The organism is Rubrivivax benzoatilyticus JA2 = ATCC BAA-35 (assembly GCF_000190375.1).
GTDB lineage: Bacteria > Pseudomonadota > Gammaproteobacteria > Burkholderiales > Burkholderiaceae_C > Rubrivivax > Rubrivivax benzoatilyticus.
This window is the reverse complement of record NZ_AEWG01000116.1, coordinates 1-14,587: the sequence shown is the minus strand read 5'-3', so window position 1 is coordinate 14,587 and position 14,587 is coordinate 1. Positions and strand designations below refer to the sequence as shown.

Below are 14,587 nucleotides of genomic sequence, written 5' to 3'. Positions count from 1 at the left end.
GGCGAAGGGTTTCGCAACGACTCGCTAAAGTTTTTCCGCGGCGCTTCGATAACACCCCCAACGGGTCCGACAACGAATCCGTGGTCCGGCCAGAAGCCCGATCGACGCCTCCCGCAAGGAAGGCCACGAGAAGGGGACTGGCGTCGGGCGGTGGCCTCGAAGGCGCGAGCCGGATGAGGTCAGTGCAACACGTGACGCCCGAGGCGGCTTGCGCGAGCGGAGAGTTCCGCCGTGCGCCCGGGTCGCCGACAGTCTTAGGAGCCCTCAATGCCTGCCACCATCAACACCAACATTGCCTCGCTGAACGCGCAGCGCAACCTGACCACCTCGCAGTCGTCGCTGGCCACCTCGATGGCCCGGCTGTCGTCCGGTCTGCGCGTCAACTCCGCGAAGGACGACGCCGCCGGCCTCGCCATCGCCGAGCGCATGAACGCCCAGATCAAGGGCATGAACGTCGCCGTGCGCAACGCCAACGACGGCATCTCCTGGGCGCAGACCGCCGAAGGCGCGCTGGCCAAGGTCGGCGACTCGCTGCAGCGCATGCGTGAACTGGCGGTGCAGTCGCGCAACGCCACCAACACGGCCAAGGACCAGGACTCCCTGCAGAAGGAATTCCTGGAGCTGCAGAACGAAGTCAAGCGCGTGCTCGGCGGCACCACCTTCAACGAGCAGAAGATCTTCGGCCAGACCTCGGACCTGACCTTCCAGGTCGGCGCCAACACCAGCGGTGACGACGTGGTGACGGTCAAGCAGGCCGCCGCCTTCAGCGCCAACGCCGACATCGGCGCGGTGACCTCCACCGCCGCCATCATCGGCACCAGCGGCTCGGTCACGAGCGCCGCGGACCTGAAGACCGTCATCGACAACATCGACAAGGCGATCAACACGGTCAACAACGAGCGCTCGATGTGGGGTGCGACGCAGAACCGCTTCGAGGCCGTGATCTCGAACCTGCAGGTCAGCATCGAGAACCAGTCGGCCGCCCGCAGCCGCATCATGGATGCCGACTTCGCCTCGGAGACGGCCAACATGAGCCGCGCGCAGATCCTGCAGCAGGCCGGCAACGCGATGGTCGCGCAGGCCAACCAGCTGCCCCAGCAGGTCCTGAGCCTGCTGCGCTGATCGCAGCCCGGGCCCGGCGCGCGTCGAAGCGGCGCGCCCCGGACACCGCCCCGCAAGCCGCGCCCACCCGGGCGCGGCTTTTCTTTTGGCGCGTCTTTCCTGCCCTTTTCGCGCTTTTGCCGCCCGCGGCCCTCCGGACAATGCAGCCATCGAAGGAGAGCCGCACATGCCTCAGACCATCAACACCAACCTGGCCTCGCTGAACGCCCAGCGCAGCCTCAGCGCCTCCCAGGGCTCGCTGGCGACGTCGATGGCGCGCCTGTCGTCGGGTCTGCGCGTGAACTCCGCGAAGGACGATGCGGCCGGCCTGGCGATCGCCGAACGGATGAACGCCCAGGTGCGCGGCATGAACGTCGCGATCCGCAACGCCAACGACGGCATCTCCTACGCCCAGGTGGCCGAAGGTGCGCTGGCCAAGATCGGCGACTCGCTGCAGCGCATGCGCGAACTCGCCGTGCAGTCGCGCAACTCGACCAACACGGCCAAGGACCAGGACTCGCTGCAGAAGGAATTCTTCGAGCTGCAGACCGAGGTCAAGCGTGTGCTCGGCGGCACCACCTTCAACGAGAAGCCGGTCTTCGGCCAGACCACGGACATGTCGTTCCAGGTCGGCCCGAACACGACCGACGACGACGTCGTCACCGTCAGGATCGCCGCCGCCTTCAGCGCCAATGCCGACCTCGGCGCGGTGACGACCACCAGCTCGGTGATCGGCACCTCCGGCGCGCTGACCAGCGCCGCCGACCTGAAGACCGTCATCGACAACATCGACAAGGCGCTCAACACGGTCAACAACGAACGCGCGATGTGGGGTGCGACCCAGAACCGCTTCGAGGCCGTGATCTCCAACCTGCAGATCAGCGTCGAGAACCAGTCGGCCGCGCGCAGCCGCATCATGGATGCCGACTTCGCTGCCGAAACGGCCAACATGAGCCGCGCGCAGATCCTGCAGCAGGCCGGCAACGCGATGGTCGCGCAGGCCAACCAGCTGCCCCAGCAGGTGCTGAGCCTGCTGCAGCGCTGACGCGACCCCCCTTCGCCGGGACCACCGGCAAGCCCTCCTTCCACGCCGCTCCGGGGCCGTCAGCCACGGCGCGGCGTGACGCCTTGCGCGAAACGGCGCAGCGCAGGCTCAAGTTCGGCGCGTGCGCGCCGAAGGCGAGACGAGACTCCAAGGAATCGACATGGCGACCATTTCCTCCACCGGCCTGGGCAGCGGCATCAACGTCGAGGCGGTGGTCACGCAGCTGATGTCGGTCGAGAAGCGGCCGCTGAACCTGCTGCAGCAGGCGAACTCGACGCTCAACACCCGGCTGTCGGCGGTCGGCAAGCTCACGAGCTACACCTCGGAGATGCGCGACGCGGCCAACGCGCTGTCGTCGGTGCTGCTGTGGAAGCAGACCGCGGCGACGAGCAGCGACAGCGCCGCCGTCGGCGTCAGCTCCGCCGGCGGGGCCGTGGCCGGCAGCTACGCCATCGGGGTGCAGCAGCTCGCCAGCACGCAGACCGTCGCGAGCCAGCGCTTCGCGGCGTCGGACACCGTCGTCGGCACCGGCACGCTGAAGATCGAGCTCGGCAGCTGGACCGGCGAACCGACGCCGACCGGCTTCTCCGCCAAGAGCGAGGTCACGGTGACCATCGGCGAAGAGGACAACACGCTCGAGAAGATCCGCGACAAGATCAACGCCGCCGGCGCCGGCGTCACCGCGACCATCGTCACCGACTCGCAGGGCGCGCGCCTGGCGCTGCGCTCGGCGAGCACCGGCGCCGAGAGCGCGTTCCGCGTCACCGCGACCGAGACCGCTGACGACGGCAGCACCACGACCGGCCTGTCGACGCTGGGCTTCAGCGCCGTCGGCGCCAGCGCGATGACGCGCACCCAGACCGCCGCCGACGCCGTGGCGACGATCAACGGCATCCAGGTCACCTCGGCGAGCAACAAGCTCGAGAACGTCGCCGAAGGGCTGACGCTGACGCTGAACAAGACCACGACGAGCGCCGTCGAGGTGAAGGTCAACGCCGACGACGAGGCCGTGACCAAGGCCGTCGACACCTTCGTGAAGGCCTTCAACCAGCTCGCCAGCTACATCGCCGAGCAGACCAAGTACGACGCCGACACCAAGAAGGGCGGCACGCTGCAGGGCGACCGCACGACGGTGTCGCTGCAGTCCCAGCTGCGCAACGTCATCAACGAAGGCAGCAGCGCGTCGTCGGTCTACGGCCGCCTGTCCGACGTCGGCATCTCGATGGGCGCCAACGGCCAGCTCTCGGTCGACAGCACCAAGCTGAAGAACGCGCTGACGAGCCAGCGCGAGGAACTGCGCAAGGTCTTCGCCGAGGACGCCGACACCACCGCCGGCTCCGGCTTCATGGACCGCTTCCGCGACCTGGGCAACGCGGTGCTCGGCAGCGAGGGGCTGCTGACGACGCGCACCTCCGGCATCCAGTCGCAGATCAAGCAGAACGAGAAGAGCCAGGACGCGTTCGAGGTCCGGCTGGCCCTGGCCGAGGCGCGCCTGCGCCGCCAGTACCAGGCGCTGGACACCAGCATGACGACGCTGTCGGGGCTGTCGAGCTACGTCACGCAGCAGCTCGCCGCGCTGAACAAGTCGAGCAGCTGAGCGGCCGCCGCCGCCGCACCCGCGCCACGGCCCCAGGCGCCCGCGACCGCGGGGCCTGGGGCCGATGTCCTTTCAGGGGGCGATGCCGGCGCCGGCGGTCGCCGGAAAAGCCGGGTCAGGACCGCCGTTTCCGGCTCAAGTCCCGCCAGCCCACGCCGATAAATCCATCACTTTCCGCTGAATCGACGCACATCCCCACCATGTTCGCCTCCGCCTCCGCGTTCGCCCGCCCGCAGCAGTTCGCCCACGCCTACCACCGTGTCGGCGCCGAGACGGCGATCAGCACGGCCTCGCCGCACCAGCTCGTCGCGCTGCTGTACCAGGGTTTCCAGGACGCGATCGCCCAGGCCCGCGGCGCGATGCGCGCCGGCGAGATCGAGCGCAAGAACCGCGCGATCAAGCATGCGCTGTCCATCGTCGACGAAGGCCTGCGCGCCTGCCTGGACCTCGAGTCCGGCGGCCAGCTGGCCAAGGATCTGCACGCGCTGTACGGCTACATCGAGCTGCGCCTGACCCACGCCAACCTGCGCAACGACGAAGCCGTGCTCGACGAATGCCAGCGCCTGATGCAGCCGCTGCAGGACGCCTGGAACGCCATCGGCGACAAGGTCGGCGGCCAGCCCGGACGAGGCTGAACCGGCGCCACCACGAGGACCCGCGATGAACACCGACCTCCTGAAGTACTACGAGGCCATCGAGCAGGCCAGCGCCGACATGCTGTCGGCGGCCAAGGCCGGCAACTGGGACGAGGTCGTCAAGCTCGAGGGCGCCTGCGTGCTGCTGATCAGCCAGCTCAAGCACGCCGCACGCGAGGCCAGCCTGGACGCCGAGGCGGCCAAGGCCAAGTCGCGCATCATGCAGCGCATCCTGATCAACGACGCCGAGATCCGGCACCTCGCCGAGCCCTGGCTGCAGGATCTCGACGACACGCTGGCAGGGCGCCAGAAGACCCTGCACTAGCCGTCCGGCCGACGCCGCCCTCGGGCGGCGTTCGTCGTTCACGAAAGAGCCATGGCCATGTTCGAGGACACCCGCCCCGCCGACCTGGACGCCGGCGGCACGATCGACCGCTGGGCCGAGTTCCGCGTCGATCACCCGCGCGAGCTGCAGGCGCTGCTGCGCCAGATCTGCGAGAGCAGCGCCACGGTGCACCTGAACGCGCCCGACGGCATCGGGCTGACGACCACGCTGTGGTCGGTGGACGCTGCCTCGGGGCGGCTGTCGTTCAGCGCCGACGAAGGCCTGCCGGGGCTGCAGGCGCTGGTCGACGCCGACGAGGCGACGGCCGTGGCCTATCTCGACAGCGTCAAGCTGCAGTTCGAGCTGCAGGGCCTGCTGCTGGTGCGCGGCCCGCGCGCCTGCGCGCTGCAGGCCCAGATGCCGCGCGCGCTCTACCGCTTCCAGCGCCGCGGCGCCTACCGCGTGCGGCCGCACGGCCGCCAGGCGCCCACCGCACGGCTGCGCCATCCGGCCATCCCCGAGATGTCGCTGGCGCTGCGCCTGATCGACATCAGCGCCGGCGGCTGCGCGCTGCTGCTGCCGCACGACGTCCCGCCGATGCCGCCGGGCATCGAGCTGGCCGGCGTGCAGATCGAGCTCGATCTCGAGACCCGCTTCGTCACCAAGCTGTCGCTGCGCCACGTCACCGCCCTGCCCGCCGACGGCCAGGGCCTGCGCCTGGGCTGCGAATGGCTGTCGCTGCCGGCCGGCGGAGAACGCCTGCTGCAGCGCTGGATCGACCTCTCGCAGCGCCGCCGCCGGCTGATGTCGCTGTGAACCCGCCCGCCACCGGCCGCCGCGCGCGCGGCTTCAGCCTCGTCGACGTGATGTCCGCCTGCGCCGTGACGGCCATCGTCGCCGGCCTGGCGGTGCCGAGCTGGCAGGGCAGCCTGGTGAAGACGCGCCGCGCCGACGCGGTGCAGGCGCTGACGCGGCTGCAGGCCGCGCAGGAAGGCTACCGCGACCGCCACGGCCGTTACGCCGACGACGTCGCGGCGCTGCGCCTGCCCGGCGTCAGCGAGGCCGGCCACTACACCCTGGCCGTCGAGCGCGAGGCCGACGGCCGCTACCTCGCCAGCGCCACGCCGGTGGCCGGCGGCCCGCAGGCCGGCGATCACGACTGCCCGGCGCTGACGCTGGCCGTGGACAGCGGCTTTGCCCGCCAGGGCCCGACCCGCCGCTGCTGGAACCGATGAAGCGCCCCGCCCTCGGCCTCACGCTGCTCGAAGCGATGATCGCGCTGGCGATCGTGGCGCTGCTCGCCTCGCTGGCCGTGCCGTCCTTCGGCAGCGCCGCCGAGCGCGCCCGCCTGCGCATGGCCGCCGAGACGCTGGCCGCCGACCTCGGCGAAGCCCGTTTCGAGGCCGCGCGCCGCGGCCAGCCGCTGCACCTGGACGTGCACGCCGGCGCCGACTGGTGCTGGGCCATCGCCACCGACAGCGGCTGCGGCTGCGGCAGCGAGCGCGGCTGCCAGCTCAAGACCGAGCGGGCCGCCGACCACCGCGGCATCCGGCTGCTGGACGCCGCGCCGGCGCGGCTGGAAGCCGACGGCGAGGCCCAGGCCCAGCCCCGGCCGGCGGTGTTCGAGTCCTCGCGCGGCGAGCGGCTGCAGGTCTCGCTGTCGCCGCTGGGCCGGGCCCGCATCTGCGCACCGGCGGGTGTCGTGTCCGGCTACGCCGCATGCTGACGCCGCAGCGCCCGGCCGGCGTCCGCTTCTCGCTCGCCCGGGCCCTGGTGATCTGGGGGCGCGGTGATCCTGGCGGCGATCGTGCTCGTGGCGCTGCGGCTGCACGAGGTCGCCGAACGCCACCTCGAGGAGGAGGCGCTGCGCACCGCGCGCGGCTGGGCGCTGCAGGTCGGCCGCGTCGTGCCGCAGCCGGCCAGCCTGTTCGGGCCGGCGCCGGCGCCGCGTGCGCTGCTGCCGCTGGCCGGCCTGCGCGGCACGACCGCCGTCTACGCCTTCCGCCTGCACGCCCCCGACGGCCGCGTCACGCTGGCCTCCGAGGGCCTGCCGGCGGCGCCGGCGGCGCTGGCCACGGCCCGTGTGCTCGACCTGGTGACCGGCCGCAGCACCCACGTCGTCGAGCTCCAGCGCCAGCCCGACACGCGCTCGGCCGTGCACGCCGACGTCTGGCTGCCGGTGCAGGGCGACGGCGTGCTGCTGGGCGTGGCCCAGGTCCGCGTCGACCTCGACGAGAGCGCCGCGGTGACGACCCGCTCGGCCGTGCGCGCCGCCAGCGCCACCTTCGCCGGGCTGCTGGGCGTGGGCCTGGCCGGCCTGCTGCTGTGGCGCGCCTACGCACGCGCCGAACGCAGCGCGCGCGCGCGCATCGACTACCTCGACCAGCACGACCCGCTGACCGGCGCGCTCAACCGCGAGAGCTTCGTCGCCGCGCTGCGCCGCGCCGCCGCCCGCCGCGCCGGCCACAGCGCCGTGCTGTGCATGGACCTGGACCGCTTCCGCGAATTCAACGAGTGGCTGGGCCGCGGTGCCGGCGACTCGCTGCTGCGCCAGGTGGCGGCACGGCTGCGCGCCACGGTGCGCAGCGGCGACCTCGTCGCACGCCTGGGCAGCGACGAGTTCGCGGTGCTCGCCGACACCGGCGACGCCGAGGCGCTGGCGACGCTGGCCCAGCGCATCGTCGAGGCGCTGCGCCAGCCCTACGACGTCGGCGGCCGGCGCTGCGAGATCGGCGCGAGCATCGGCATCGCGCTGCACGGCGTCGACAGCCGCGAGGCCGACCGGCTGCTGCAGCAGGCCGACCTGGCGCTGGCACGCGCCAAGGCCGACGGGCGCGGCACCTTCCGCTTCTACGACGCGCGGCTGGACGACGAGCTGCAGCGCCGCCGACGCCTGGGCGCCGAGCTGCGCGACGCGCTCGCCGCCGACGCGCTGGTGCTGCACTTCCAGCCGCTGATGGATGCCGCCAGCGGCCGCATCGTCGGCTACGAGGCGCTGGCGCGCTGGCCGCACGCCGAGCGCGGCTGGGTGCCGCCGGCGAGCTTCATTCCGCTGGCCGAGCAGACCGGGCTGATCGAGGATCTCGGCGCCTGGGTGCTGCGCGCGGCCTGCCGCGAAGCCGCACGCTGGCCGGCACCGCTGTCGGTGGCCGTCAACCTGAGTCCGGCGCAGTTCCGCCGCGACGGCGGCATCGCCGAGGTCGTCGCCGAGGCGCTGCGCGACTCGGGCCTGGCGCCCGAGCGGCTGGAGCTGGAGATCACCGAGTCGCTGCTGATGGCGCGCACCGAGCCCGTGCTGCGCGCGCTGCGCGAGCTGCGCGGCCTGGGCGTGAGCATCGCGATGGACGACTTCGGCACCGGCTATTCCAGCCTGGCGCACCTGTGGCGCTTCCCGCTGGACCGCGTCAAGCTCGATCGCGAGTTCACCCACAGCCTGGCCGACGACGCCAAGGTCGGCGTCATCGTCGGCTCGGTCGTCTCGATGGCCCACGCCCTGGGCATGCACGTCACGGCCGAAGGCGTCGAGACCGAAGCCCAGCGCCAGGCCCTGGCCGCCCACGGCTGCGACGTCCTGCAAGGCTTCCTGCTCGGCCGCCCCCAGCCCGCCGACCGCCTGCCCCACCAGAGCGCAGACACAGCACTGGTCTGACAGTCGCGAACAAAGAAAAGCGGCCCGGCCGGCCGCGTCAAGCTGACGCCACGGCCGGGCTCCGCCCGACGCACGCACAAGGCCCACCCAGCGGACGCCGCGGATCCGGCTCCGCCGGTCCGCTGGCGTCGCCCCCCTCGGGGGGGGAGCGCGCGAGCGCTCCGGGGGGGCCCTACACCTGCATGTTCATGATTTCGGTGTAGGCGCTGACCAGCCGGTTGCGCACCTGCACCGTCGCCTGGAAACCCAGCTGCGCCTTCTGCATCGCGACCATCGTCTCCTCGAGGCTGACGGTCGGGTTGTCCAGCGCCACCTCGCGCTGCAGGCGTTGCGCCTCCAGCTGGTTGCGGCTCGCGTCCTGCAGCGCCTCGGCCATCGCCGAGCGGAAGCTGCCGCCCTGGGCCGGCGCCTCGGTCTTGCCGACCAGGGGCGTGCCGTCGGGCCGCAGCCCTGCGCGGGCCACCGCCTGGTTGAAGTCGAAGGGCTTGAGTTTGAGTTCCATGGTGCCGATGACGCACTGTAGAGGCGGCGTCCCCGGTCCTAAGGCGCGAACAGGCGAGTGTTTGCCGGTTTTCTTGTGCCACCGGAAAGCCCGGCGGCAGCGAAGAATGCCCAGCCATGGAGACTGCCGTCGTTGCGCAACCCCCGCTCGTGCCCGAGACGCCGCCCGGATTCGTGGCGCGCCTGACGGCGCTGCCGATGAAGACCAAGGTGATGGCCGGGGCCGGCCTCGCCGCGCTGCTGGCGATCGTCGTCGTGCTGGCGCTGTCGCTGAAGCAGGACGACTACCGCGTGCTCTTCGCCAACGTCGGCGAGAAGGACGGCGGCGCCATCGTCGAGAAGCTGGCGCAGATGAACGTGCCCTACCGCTTCAGCGAAGGCGGCGGCACGATCATGGTGCCGGCCAGCCAGGTCTACGACCTGCGCCTGAAGCTCAGCGCCGCCGGCCTGCCCAAGGGCTCGATCACCGGCTACGAGCTGCTCGACAAGACGGCCTTCGGCCAGACGCAGGGCCAGGAACGCATCAACCTGCAGCGTGCGCTCGAAGGCGAGCTCACGCGCACCATCCAGACCCTGTCGTCGGTGGAGACGGCGCGCGTGCACCTGGCGCTGCCCAACCAGAACGGTTTCTTCCGCGAGCAGCAGAAGCCCTCGGCCTCGGTCGTGCTGACGCTGCGCCCGGGCCACACGCTGGACCGCGCCCAGCTCGCCGGCATCGTGCACCTGGTGTCCTCCAGCGTGCCCGAGCTGAGCGCCAAGGCGGTCAGCGTGCTCGACGGCGACGGCAGCCTGCTGTCCAGCCAGGACAACGCCTCGCAGGGCCTGGACACCCAGCAGCTGCAGTACGTGCGCGAGGTCGAGGCGACCTACCTGCGCCGCGTCAACGACCTGCTCGAGCCGGTGCTCGGCCGCGACAACCTGCGCGCCACCGTCACCGCCGAGGTCGACTTCTCGCAGACCGAGCAGACCTCCGAGGAATTCAAGCCCAACCAGGGCGACAACCCGGCCGCGGTGCGCGCCTCGCGCGTGTCCGAATCCACCCGCCCGGGCGCCAACGTGCCCAGCGGCGTGCCCGGCGCGGTCAGCAACCAGCCGCCGGTGCCGGCCTCGGCGCCGATCAACGGCCCGGCGCAGGCCCTGCAGGCGGCCAACGGCGGCGCCGCCGGCGGCAACGCCCAGCGCGACGCCGAGACGCGCTACGAGGTCGACAAGACGGTGCGCGTGATCCGCGGCGCCACCGGCACGGTGCGCCGGATCAACGCCGCCGTCGTCGTCAACCACCGCAACGGCGTCGACGCCAAGGGCAAGCCGACGAGCACGCCGCTGTCGCAGGAGGAGCTGGACAAGCTCACCGCGCTGGTCGAGCAGGGCATCGGCTTCAGCAAGGAGCGCGGCGACTCGGTGCGGGTCGTCAACGCCCCGTTCCGCGTCGAGAAGGCGCCCGAGGCCGAGGAAGTGCCGATCTGGCAGCAGCCTTGGGTGCTGGACCTGCTGCGCAGCGGCGCGACGCCGGCGGCGCTGGTGCTCGTCGCGCTGATCGTCGTCTTCACGCTGATCCGCCCGGCGATCAAGGCCGCCGCGGCCAAGCCCGAGCCGATCAAGGGCGAGACCGTCGACGAGCTCGTCGACGGCGGCGCGGCGCTGCCCGGCCCCGACCAGCTGCCGGCGCTGGAGGCCCCGCGCTCCAACGACAAGCTCGAAGCCGCGCGCAAGCTGGCGCGCGAGAACCCGGCCGCCGTCGCGAACATCGTGCGCGGCTGGGTCAGCGGCGAAGCCGCCTGACGGGAGGATCCGATGGCCGCGCCGATGGACGACGAAGGGCTGGAAGACGCCGCGATCCTGCTGATGTCGCTGGGCGAGGAGGAGGCCGCCGAGGTCTTCAAGCACCTCGCCCCGAAGGAAGTGCAGCGCCTGGGCGAGACGATCGCCAAGATGAAGGCCGTGCCGCGCGAGCGTGTCGACACCATCCTGGAGAAGTTCACCGAGGTTGCCGAGCGCGAGCACATCCTCGTGCCCGACACCGACGAGTACGTGAAGTCGGTGCTGCGCAAGGCGCTCGGCGAGGACAAGGCGGCGCTGCTGATCGACCGCATCCTGCAGGGCAGCGACGTCACCGGCATCGAGAGCCTGAAGTGGATGGACGCCAGCTCGGTGGCCGAGCTGCTGCGCCACGAGCACCCGCAGATCGTCGCCGCGATCCTGGTGCACCTGGAGTTCGACCAGGCCGCCGAGGTGCTCAAGCAGTTCGTCGAGCGCCAGAGGAACGAGGTGCTGGTGCGCATCGCGACACTCGACGGCATCCAGCCGGCGGCGCTGAAGGACCTCAACGAGGTCATGAGCAAGGTGCTCGCCGGCGGCGACCGCATGAAGAAGAGCACGCTCGGCGGCGTCAAGGCCGCCGCCGAGATCCTGAACATGCTGGGCAGCTCGGCCGAGACCTCGGTGCTGGACTTCGTGCGCGAGACCGACAACGAGCTGGCGCAGAAGATCATGGACAACATGTTCACCTTCGACGACCTGGAGAAGATCGACGACAAGGGCATCCAGGCGCTGCTGCGCGAGGTGCAGTCGGAGTCGCTGATCGTCGCGCTCAAGGGCGCCACGCCGGGCCTGCGCGAGAAGATCTTCAAGAACATGTCCACGCGCGCCGCCGAGACGCTGCGCGAGGACCTCGAGTCCCGCGGCCCGGTGCGCCTGTCCGAGGTCGAGGCCGAACAGAAGGAGATGCTCAAGACCGTCCGCCGCCTGGCCGACGAAGGGCAGATCATGCTGAGCACGGGTGGCGATGAGCAGTTCCTCTAAACACGGTTTCCGCAACGTCCCGCCGCCGCAGGGCAGCAAGCCGGCGAGCGCCTACACGCGTTTCATCCCGCGCGAGGAGCTCGGCGACTTCGCCGCCTGGAAGCCCGGCTCGTTCCACGGCGAACCCGAACCCGAGGCGCCGCCGCCCGAGCCGGCCGCCCCGCCCGAGCCGACGCCCGAGGAGTGGCTGGCGAAGATCGCCGCCGCGCGCCAAGCCGGCTACCAGGACGGCTACCGCGACGGCCTGGTCGCGCTCGAGGGATTCAAGCAGAGCTTCGCCTCGCAGGCCACGGCCCAGGTGGGCGCCGTCGTCGACAGCTTCAACGCCCAGTTCGACCGGCTCGACACCGAGATCGCGACGGCCGTCGCGCGCACCGCGGTGCAGCTGGCGCGCCAGGTGCTGCGCAGCGAGCTGCAGGCCGACCCGTCGCTGGTGGCGCGTGTCGCCGCCGAGGCCGTCAACAACGTGCTGCTGAGCGCGCGCCACATCACCGTGCGCGTGCACCCGAACGACCTGCCGCTGGTCGCCGAGGGCGCCGAGGAGGCGCTGACCGCGCGCGGCGCGCGGCTGCTGGCCGACGACGGCATCGAGCGCGGCGGCGTGCTCGTCGACTCCGACGTCGGCTCGATCGACGCGCGCATCGCCTCGCGCTGGGCGCAGGCCGCCGCGGCGATGGGCAGCGACGAGCCCTGGGAGCCGACGCCATGACCCCGGTGGCGGACACCCGCGCGCGCAAGTGGTCGCGCTTCCTGCAGGACATCCAGGACTACGCCAGCGCGCCGCAGCCGCTGGAGGCCGTGGGCACGCTGCTGCGTGTCACCGGCCTGGTGCTCGAGGCCGCCGGCGTGCGCGTGCCGGTCGGCTCGATCTGCGAGATCCGCCAGCCCGGGCAGCCGCCGGTGCTGGCCGAGGTCGTCGGCTTCAACGGCGACCGCGCCTTCCTGATGCCCACCGGCGACCTGCACGGCCTGGCCAGCGGCGCGCGTGTCATCCCGCGCCCGGCGCCGCGCGTGCCGCCGCGTTTCGGCGTCGAGAACCACCCCTGGCGGCGCAGCGAGGACCGCGGCCTGCACCTGCCGATGGGCGACGGCCTGCTCGGCCGCGTCGTCGACTCGCACGGCCATCCGATGGACCGCGGCGGCCCGATCGCCGACGCCCACGCGCAGCCGATGATCCGCCGCCCGATCAACGCCATGGACCGCGACCCGGTGCGGCGCGCGCTGGACACCGGCGTGCGCTCGATCAACGCGCTGCTGACCGTCGGCCGCGGCCAGCGGCTGGGCCTGTTCGCCGGCACCGGCGTCGGCAAGTCGGTGCTGCTGGGCATGATGGCGCGCTACACCGCCGCCGACGTCATCGTCGTCGGCCTGATCGGCGAGCGCGGCCGCGAGGTCAAGGAGTTCATCGAGGACATCCTCGGCGAGGACGGCCTGCGCCGCAGCGTCGTCGTCGCCGCGCCGGCCGACGCGCCGCCGCTGGTGCGCATGCAGGGCGCGAGCTACGCCACCGCGATCGCCGAGCACTTCCGCGACCGCGGCCAGCACGTGCTGCTGCTGATGGACAGCCTGACGCGCTACGCGATGGCGCAGCGCGAGATCGCGCTGGCCATCGGCGAGCCGCCGGCCACCAAGGGCTACCCGCCCAGCGTCTTCGCCAAGCTGCCGCAGCTCGTCGAGCGCAGCGGCAACGGCCTCAACGGCGTCGGCTCGATCACCGCCTTCTACACCGTGCTGACCGAGGGCGACGACCCGCAGGACCCGATCGCCGACGCGGCGCGCGGCATCCTCGACGGCCACATCGTGCTGTCGCGCGAGCTCGCCGAGTCGGGCCACTACCCGGCGATCGACGTCGAGCGTTCGGTCTCGCGCGTGATGAGCTCGGTGGCGCCGAAGGAGCACCTGCTCGCCGCGCGCAAGCTGCGCCAGCTGCTGGCCAAGTACAACAAGGCGCGCGACCTGATCCAGCTCGGCGCCTACGCCCCCGGCCACGACGCCGAGCTCGACACCGCGGTGCGCCTGCACGGCCAGATCGTCGCGCTGCTGCAGCAGGACATGCGCGAACGCGCCGACCTCGAGTCCAGCCGCCAGGAACTCCTCCACCTCGTCGGGACCTGACCATGAGCGCCCTGCCCACCCTGCTCGAACACGCCGAGTCCGAGCGCGACCAGATCCAGGCCGCGGTCCAGCGCGCCGAGGAGCACGCGCGCCGCGCCCAGTCCCAGGCCGACCAGCTCGACGGCTACCGCGGCGAGTACCAGCAGCGCTGGGCGAGCCAGTTCCGCCAGCTCGGCGCGGTCGAGATCCTGCACTGCTACCGCAGCTTCGGCGACCGCATCGACGAGGCCCTGGTGCAGCAGCAGCAGCAGATCGAGACCGCGAAGGCCAACGTCGAGCGGCTGCGCCAGCGGCTCGTCGCCGCCGAGATGCGCGTCGCCTCGGTGCGCAAGCTGATCGAGCGCCGCGAGCTCGAGCAGCAGCGTGTGCAGGCCCGCCGCGACCAGCGCCAGACCGACGAGACCGCGCAGCAGATCCGCTGGCGCGCCAGCCAGGCCGAAGCCGCCCGGCACTAGACATCCGCCACTGCCATGACGACTGCCGCCATCGCCACTGTCAACCCGAGCCCCGCCGCACCGACGCCGTCGAACGCCGCGCGGCAGAAGGAGCCCGGCGCCTTCGCCCGTGAACTCGGGCGCGCCGCCGAGGACGGCCAGGGTGCACGCAAGGCCGAGACCTCGCGCCAGGCCGACAAGGCCGAACGGAACGACCGTGCCGAACGTGACCGCGCCGAGCGCGGCCCGGACAAGGCGGCCCGCAAGGCGTCGGACACCGACGCCGCCGACGATGCCGCGTCGGCCACCGCCGAGGCCGGCGAGCGCACGACGCGCGGCGACGCGGACGAGGACGCCGGCGGGAGCGGCGACGTCTCGTCGCT

16 protein-coding genes are annotated in these 14,587 nt (G+C 72.1%); 15 read left to right on the top strand and 1 reads right to left on the bottom strand.

The genetic code is table 11. The features are described from left to right. Positions 1-267 precede the first annotated feature (267 nt). From RBXJA2T_RS13490 to RBXJA2T_RS13450, 9 genes are all read left to right on the top strand, one after another. Positions 268-1,122, top strand: coding sequence for a flagellin N-terminal helical domain-containing protein (locus RBXJA2T_RS13490; protein WP_009857948.1), 855 nt, complete (start codon positions 268-270; stop codon positions 1,120-1,122). A gap of 166 nt (positions 1,123-1,288) precedes the next feature. Next, on the top strand, positions 1,289-2,146 hold the full coding sequence (locus RBXJA2T_RS13485) for a flagellin N-terminal helical domain-containing protein (RefSeq protein ID WP_009857947.1): 858 nt from the start codon (positions 1,289-1,291) through the stop codon (positions 2,144-2,146). Positions 2,147-2,306: 160 nt separating this feature from the next. Continuing rightward, positions 2,307-3,743 carry a flagellar filament capping protein FliD gene (gene fliD, locus RBXJA2T_RS13480; protein WP_009857946.1) on the top strand — a complete coding sequence of 479 codons (1,437 nt, stop codon included), beginning with the start codon at positions 2,307-2,309 and terminating at the stop codon, positions 3,741-3,743. A 200-nt stretch (positions 3,744-3,943) separates the two neighbouring features. Continuing rightward, positions 3,944-4,378, top strand: coding sequence for a flagellar export chaperone FliS (gene fliS, locus RBXJA2T_RS13475; protein WP_009857945.1), 435 nt, complete (start codon positions 3,944-3,946; stop codon positions 4,376-4,378). 25 nt (positions 4,379-4,403) lie between these two features. Continuing rightward, positions 4,404-4,703, top strand: a complete 300-nt coding sequence (locus RBXJA2T_RS13470; protein ID WP_009857944.1) for a flagellar protein FliT — start codon at positions 4,404-4,406, stop codon at positions 4,701-4,703. A 51-nt stretch (positions 4,704-4,754) separates the two neighbouring features. Next, on the top strand, positions 4,755-5,519 hold the full coding sequence (locus RBXJA2T_RS13465; protein WP_009857943.1) for a flagellar brake protein: 765 nt from the start codon (positions 4,755-4,757) through the stop codon (positions 5,517-5,519). After that, the gene (locus RBXJA2T_RS13460) at positions 5,516-5,938 is read left to right on the top strand and encodes a type IV pilin protein (RefSeq protein ID WP_009857942.1); all 423 of its coding nucleotides are present in this window, start codon (positions 5,516-5,518) and stop codon (positions 5,936-5,938) included. The genes RBXJA2T_RS13465 and RBXJA2T_RS13460 overlap by 4 nt, the downstream gene beginning before the upstream one ends. After that, on the top strand, positions 5,935-6,429 hold the full coding sequence (locus RBXJA2T_RS13455) for a GspH/FimT family pseudopilin (protein ID WP_009857941.1): 495 nt from the start codon (positions 5,935-5,937) through the stop codon (positions 6,427-6,429). Before RBXJA2T_RS13460 ends, RBXJA2T_RS13455 begins: the two co-directional genes overlap by 4 nt. Positions 6,430-6,492: 63 nt before the next feature. Next, positions 6,493-8,352, top strand: a complete 1,860-nt coding sequence (locus RBXJA2T_RS13450; RefSeq protein WP_009857940.1) for a putative bifunctional diguanylate cyclase/phosphodiesterase — start codon at positions 6,493-6,495, stop codon at positions 8,350-8,352. A gap of 172 nt (positions 8,353-8,524) precedes the next feature. Here the strand turns inward: RBXJA2T_RS13450 and fliE are convergent, their stop codons facing one another. Beyond that, a complete protein-coding gene (gene fliE, locus RBXJA2T_RS13445; protein ID WP_009857939.1) occupies positions 8,525-8,854 on the bottom strand; it encodes a flagellar hook-basal body complex protein FliE in 330 nt (109 codons plus the stop codon). Between the two features lie 116 nt (positions 8,855-8,970). Here fliE and fliF point away from each other — a divergent pair, with 116 nt between their 5' ends. The 6 genes from fliF to RBXJA2T_RS20405 all read left to right on the top strand — a co-directional run. Beyond that, complete coding sequence (gene fliF, locus RBXJA2T_RS13440) at positions 8,971-10,635, top strand: flagellar basal-body MS-ring/collar protein FliF (protein ID WP_009857938.1); 1,665 nt, start codon at positions 8,971-8,973, stop codon at positions 10,633-10,635. Between the two features lie 24 nt (positions 10,636-10,659). Next, complete coding sequence (fliG, locus tag RBXJA2T_RS13435) at positions 10,660-11,655, top strand: flagellar motor switch protein FliG (RefSeq protein ID WP_009857937.1); 996 nt, start codon at positions 10,660-10,662, stop codon at positions 11,653-11,655. Beyond that, positions 11,639-12,364 (top strand): FliH/SctL family protein, encoded by a 726-nt coding sequence (locus RBXJA2T_RS13430; RefSeq protein ID WP_009857936.1) that lies wholly within the window; start codon positions 11,639-11,641, stop codon positions 12,362-12,364. The genes fliG and RBXJA2T_RS13430 overlap by 17 nt, the downstream gene beginning before the upstream one ends. Next, on the top strand, positions 12,361-13,770 hold the full coding sequence (gene fliI, locus RBXJA2T_RS13425) for a flagellar protein export ATPase FliI (RefSeq protein ID WP_009857935.1): 1,410 nt from the start codon (positions 12,361-12,363) through the stop codon (positions 13,768-13,770). The genes RBXJA2T_RS13430 and fliI overlap by 4 nt, the downstream gene beginning before the upstream one ends. Positions 13,771-13,772: 2 nt before the next feature. Next, a complete protein-coding gene (gene fliJ, locus RBXJA2T_RS13420) occupies positions 13,773-14,225 on the top strand; it encodes a flagellar export protein FliJ (RefSeq protein ID WP_009857934.1) in 453 nt (150 codons plus the stop codon). A 15-nt stretch (positions 14,226-14,240) separates the two neighbouring features. Then, positions 14,241-14,587 (top strand): hypothetical protein (locus RBXJA2T_RS20405; protein ID WP_009857933.1); only part of this gene is annotated, 347 nt, incomplete at its 3' end.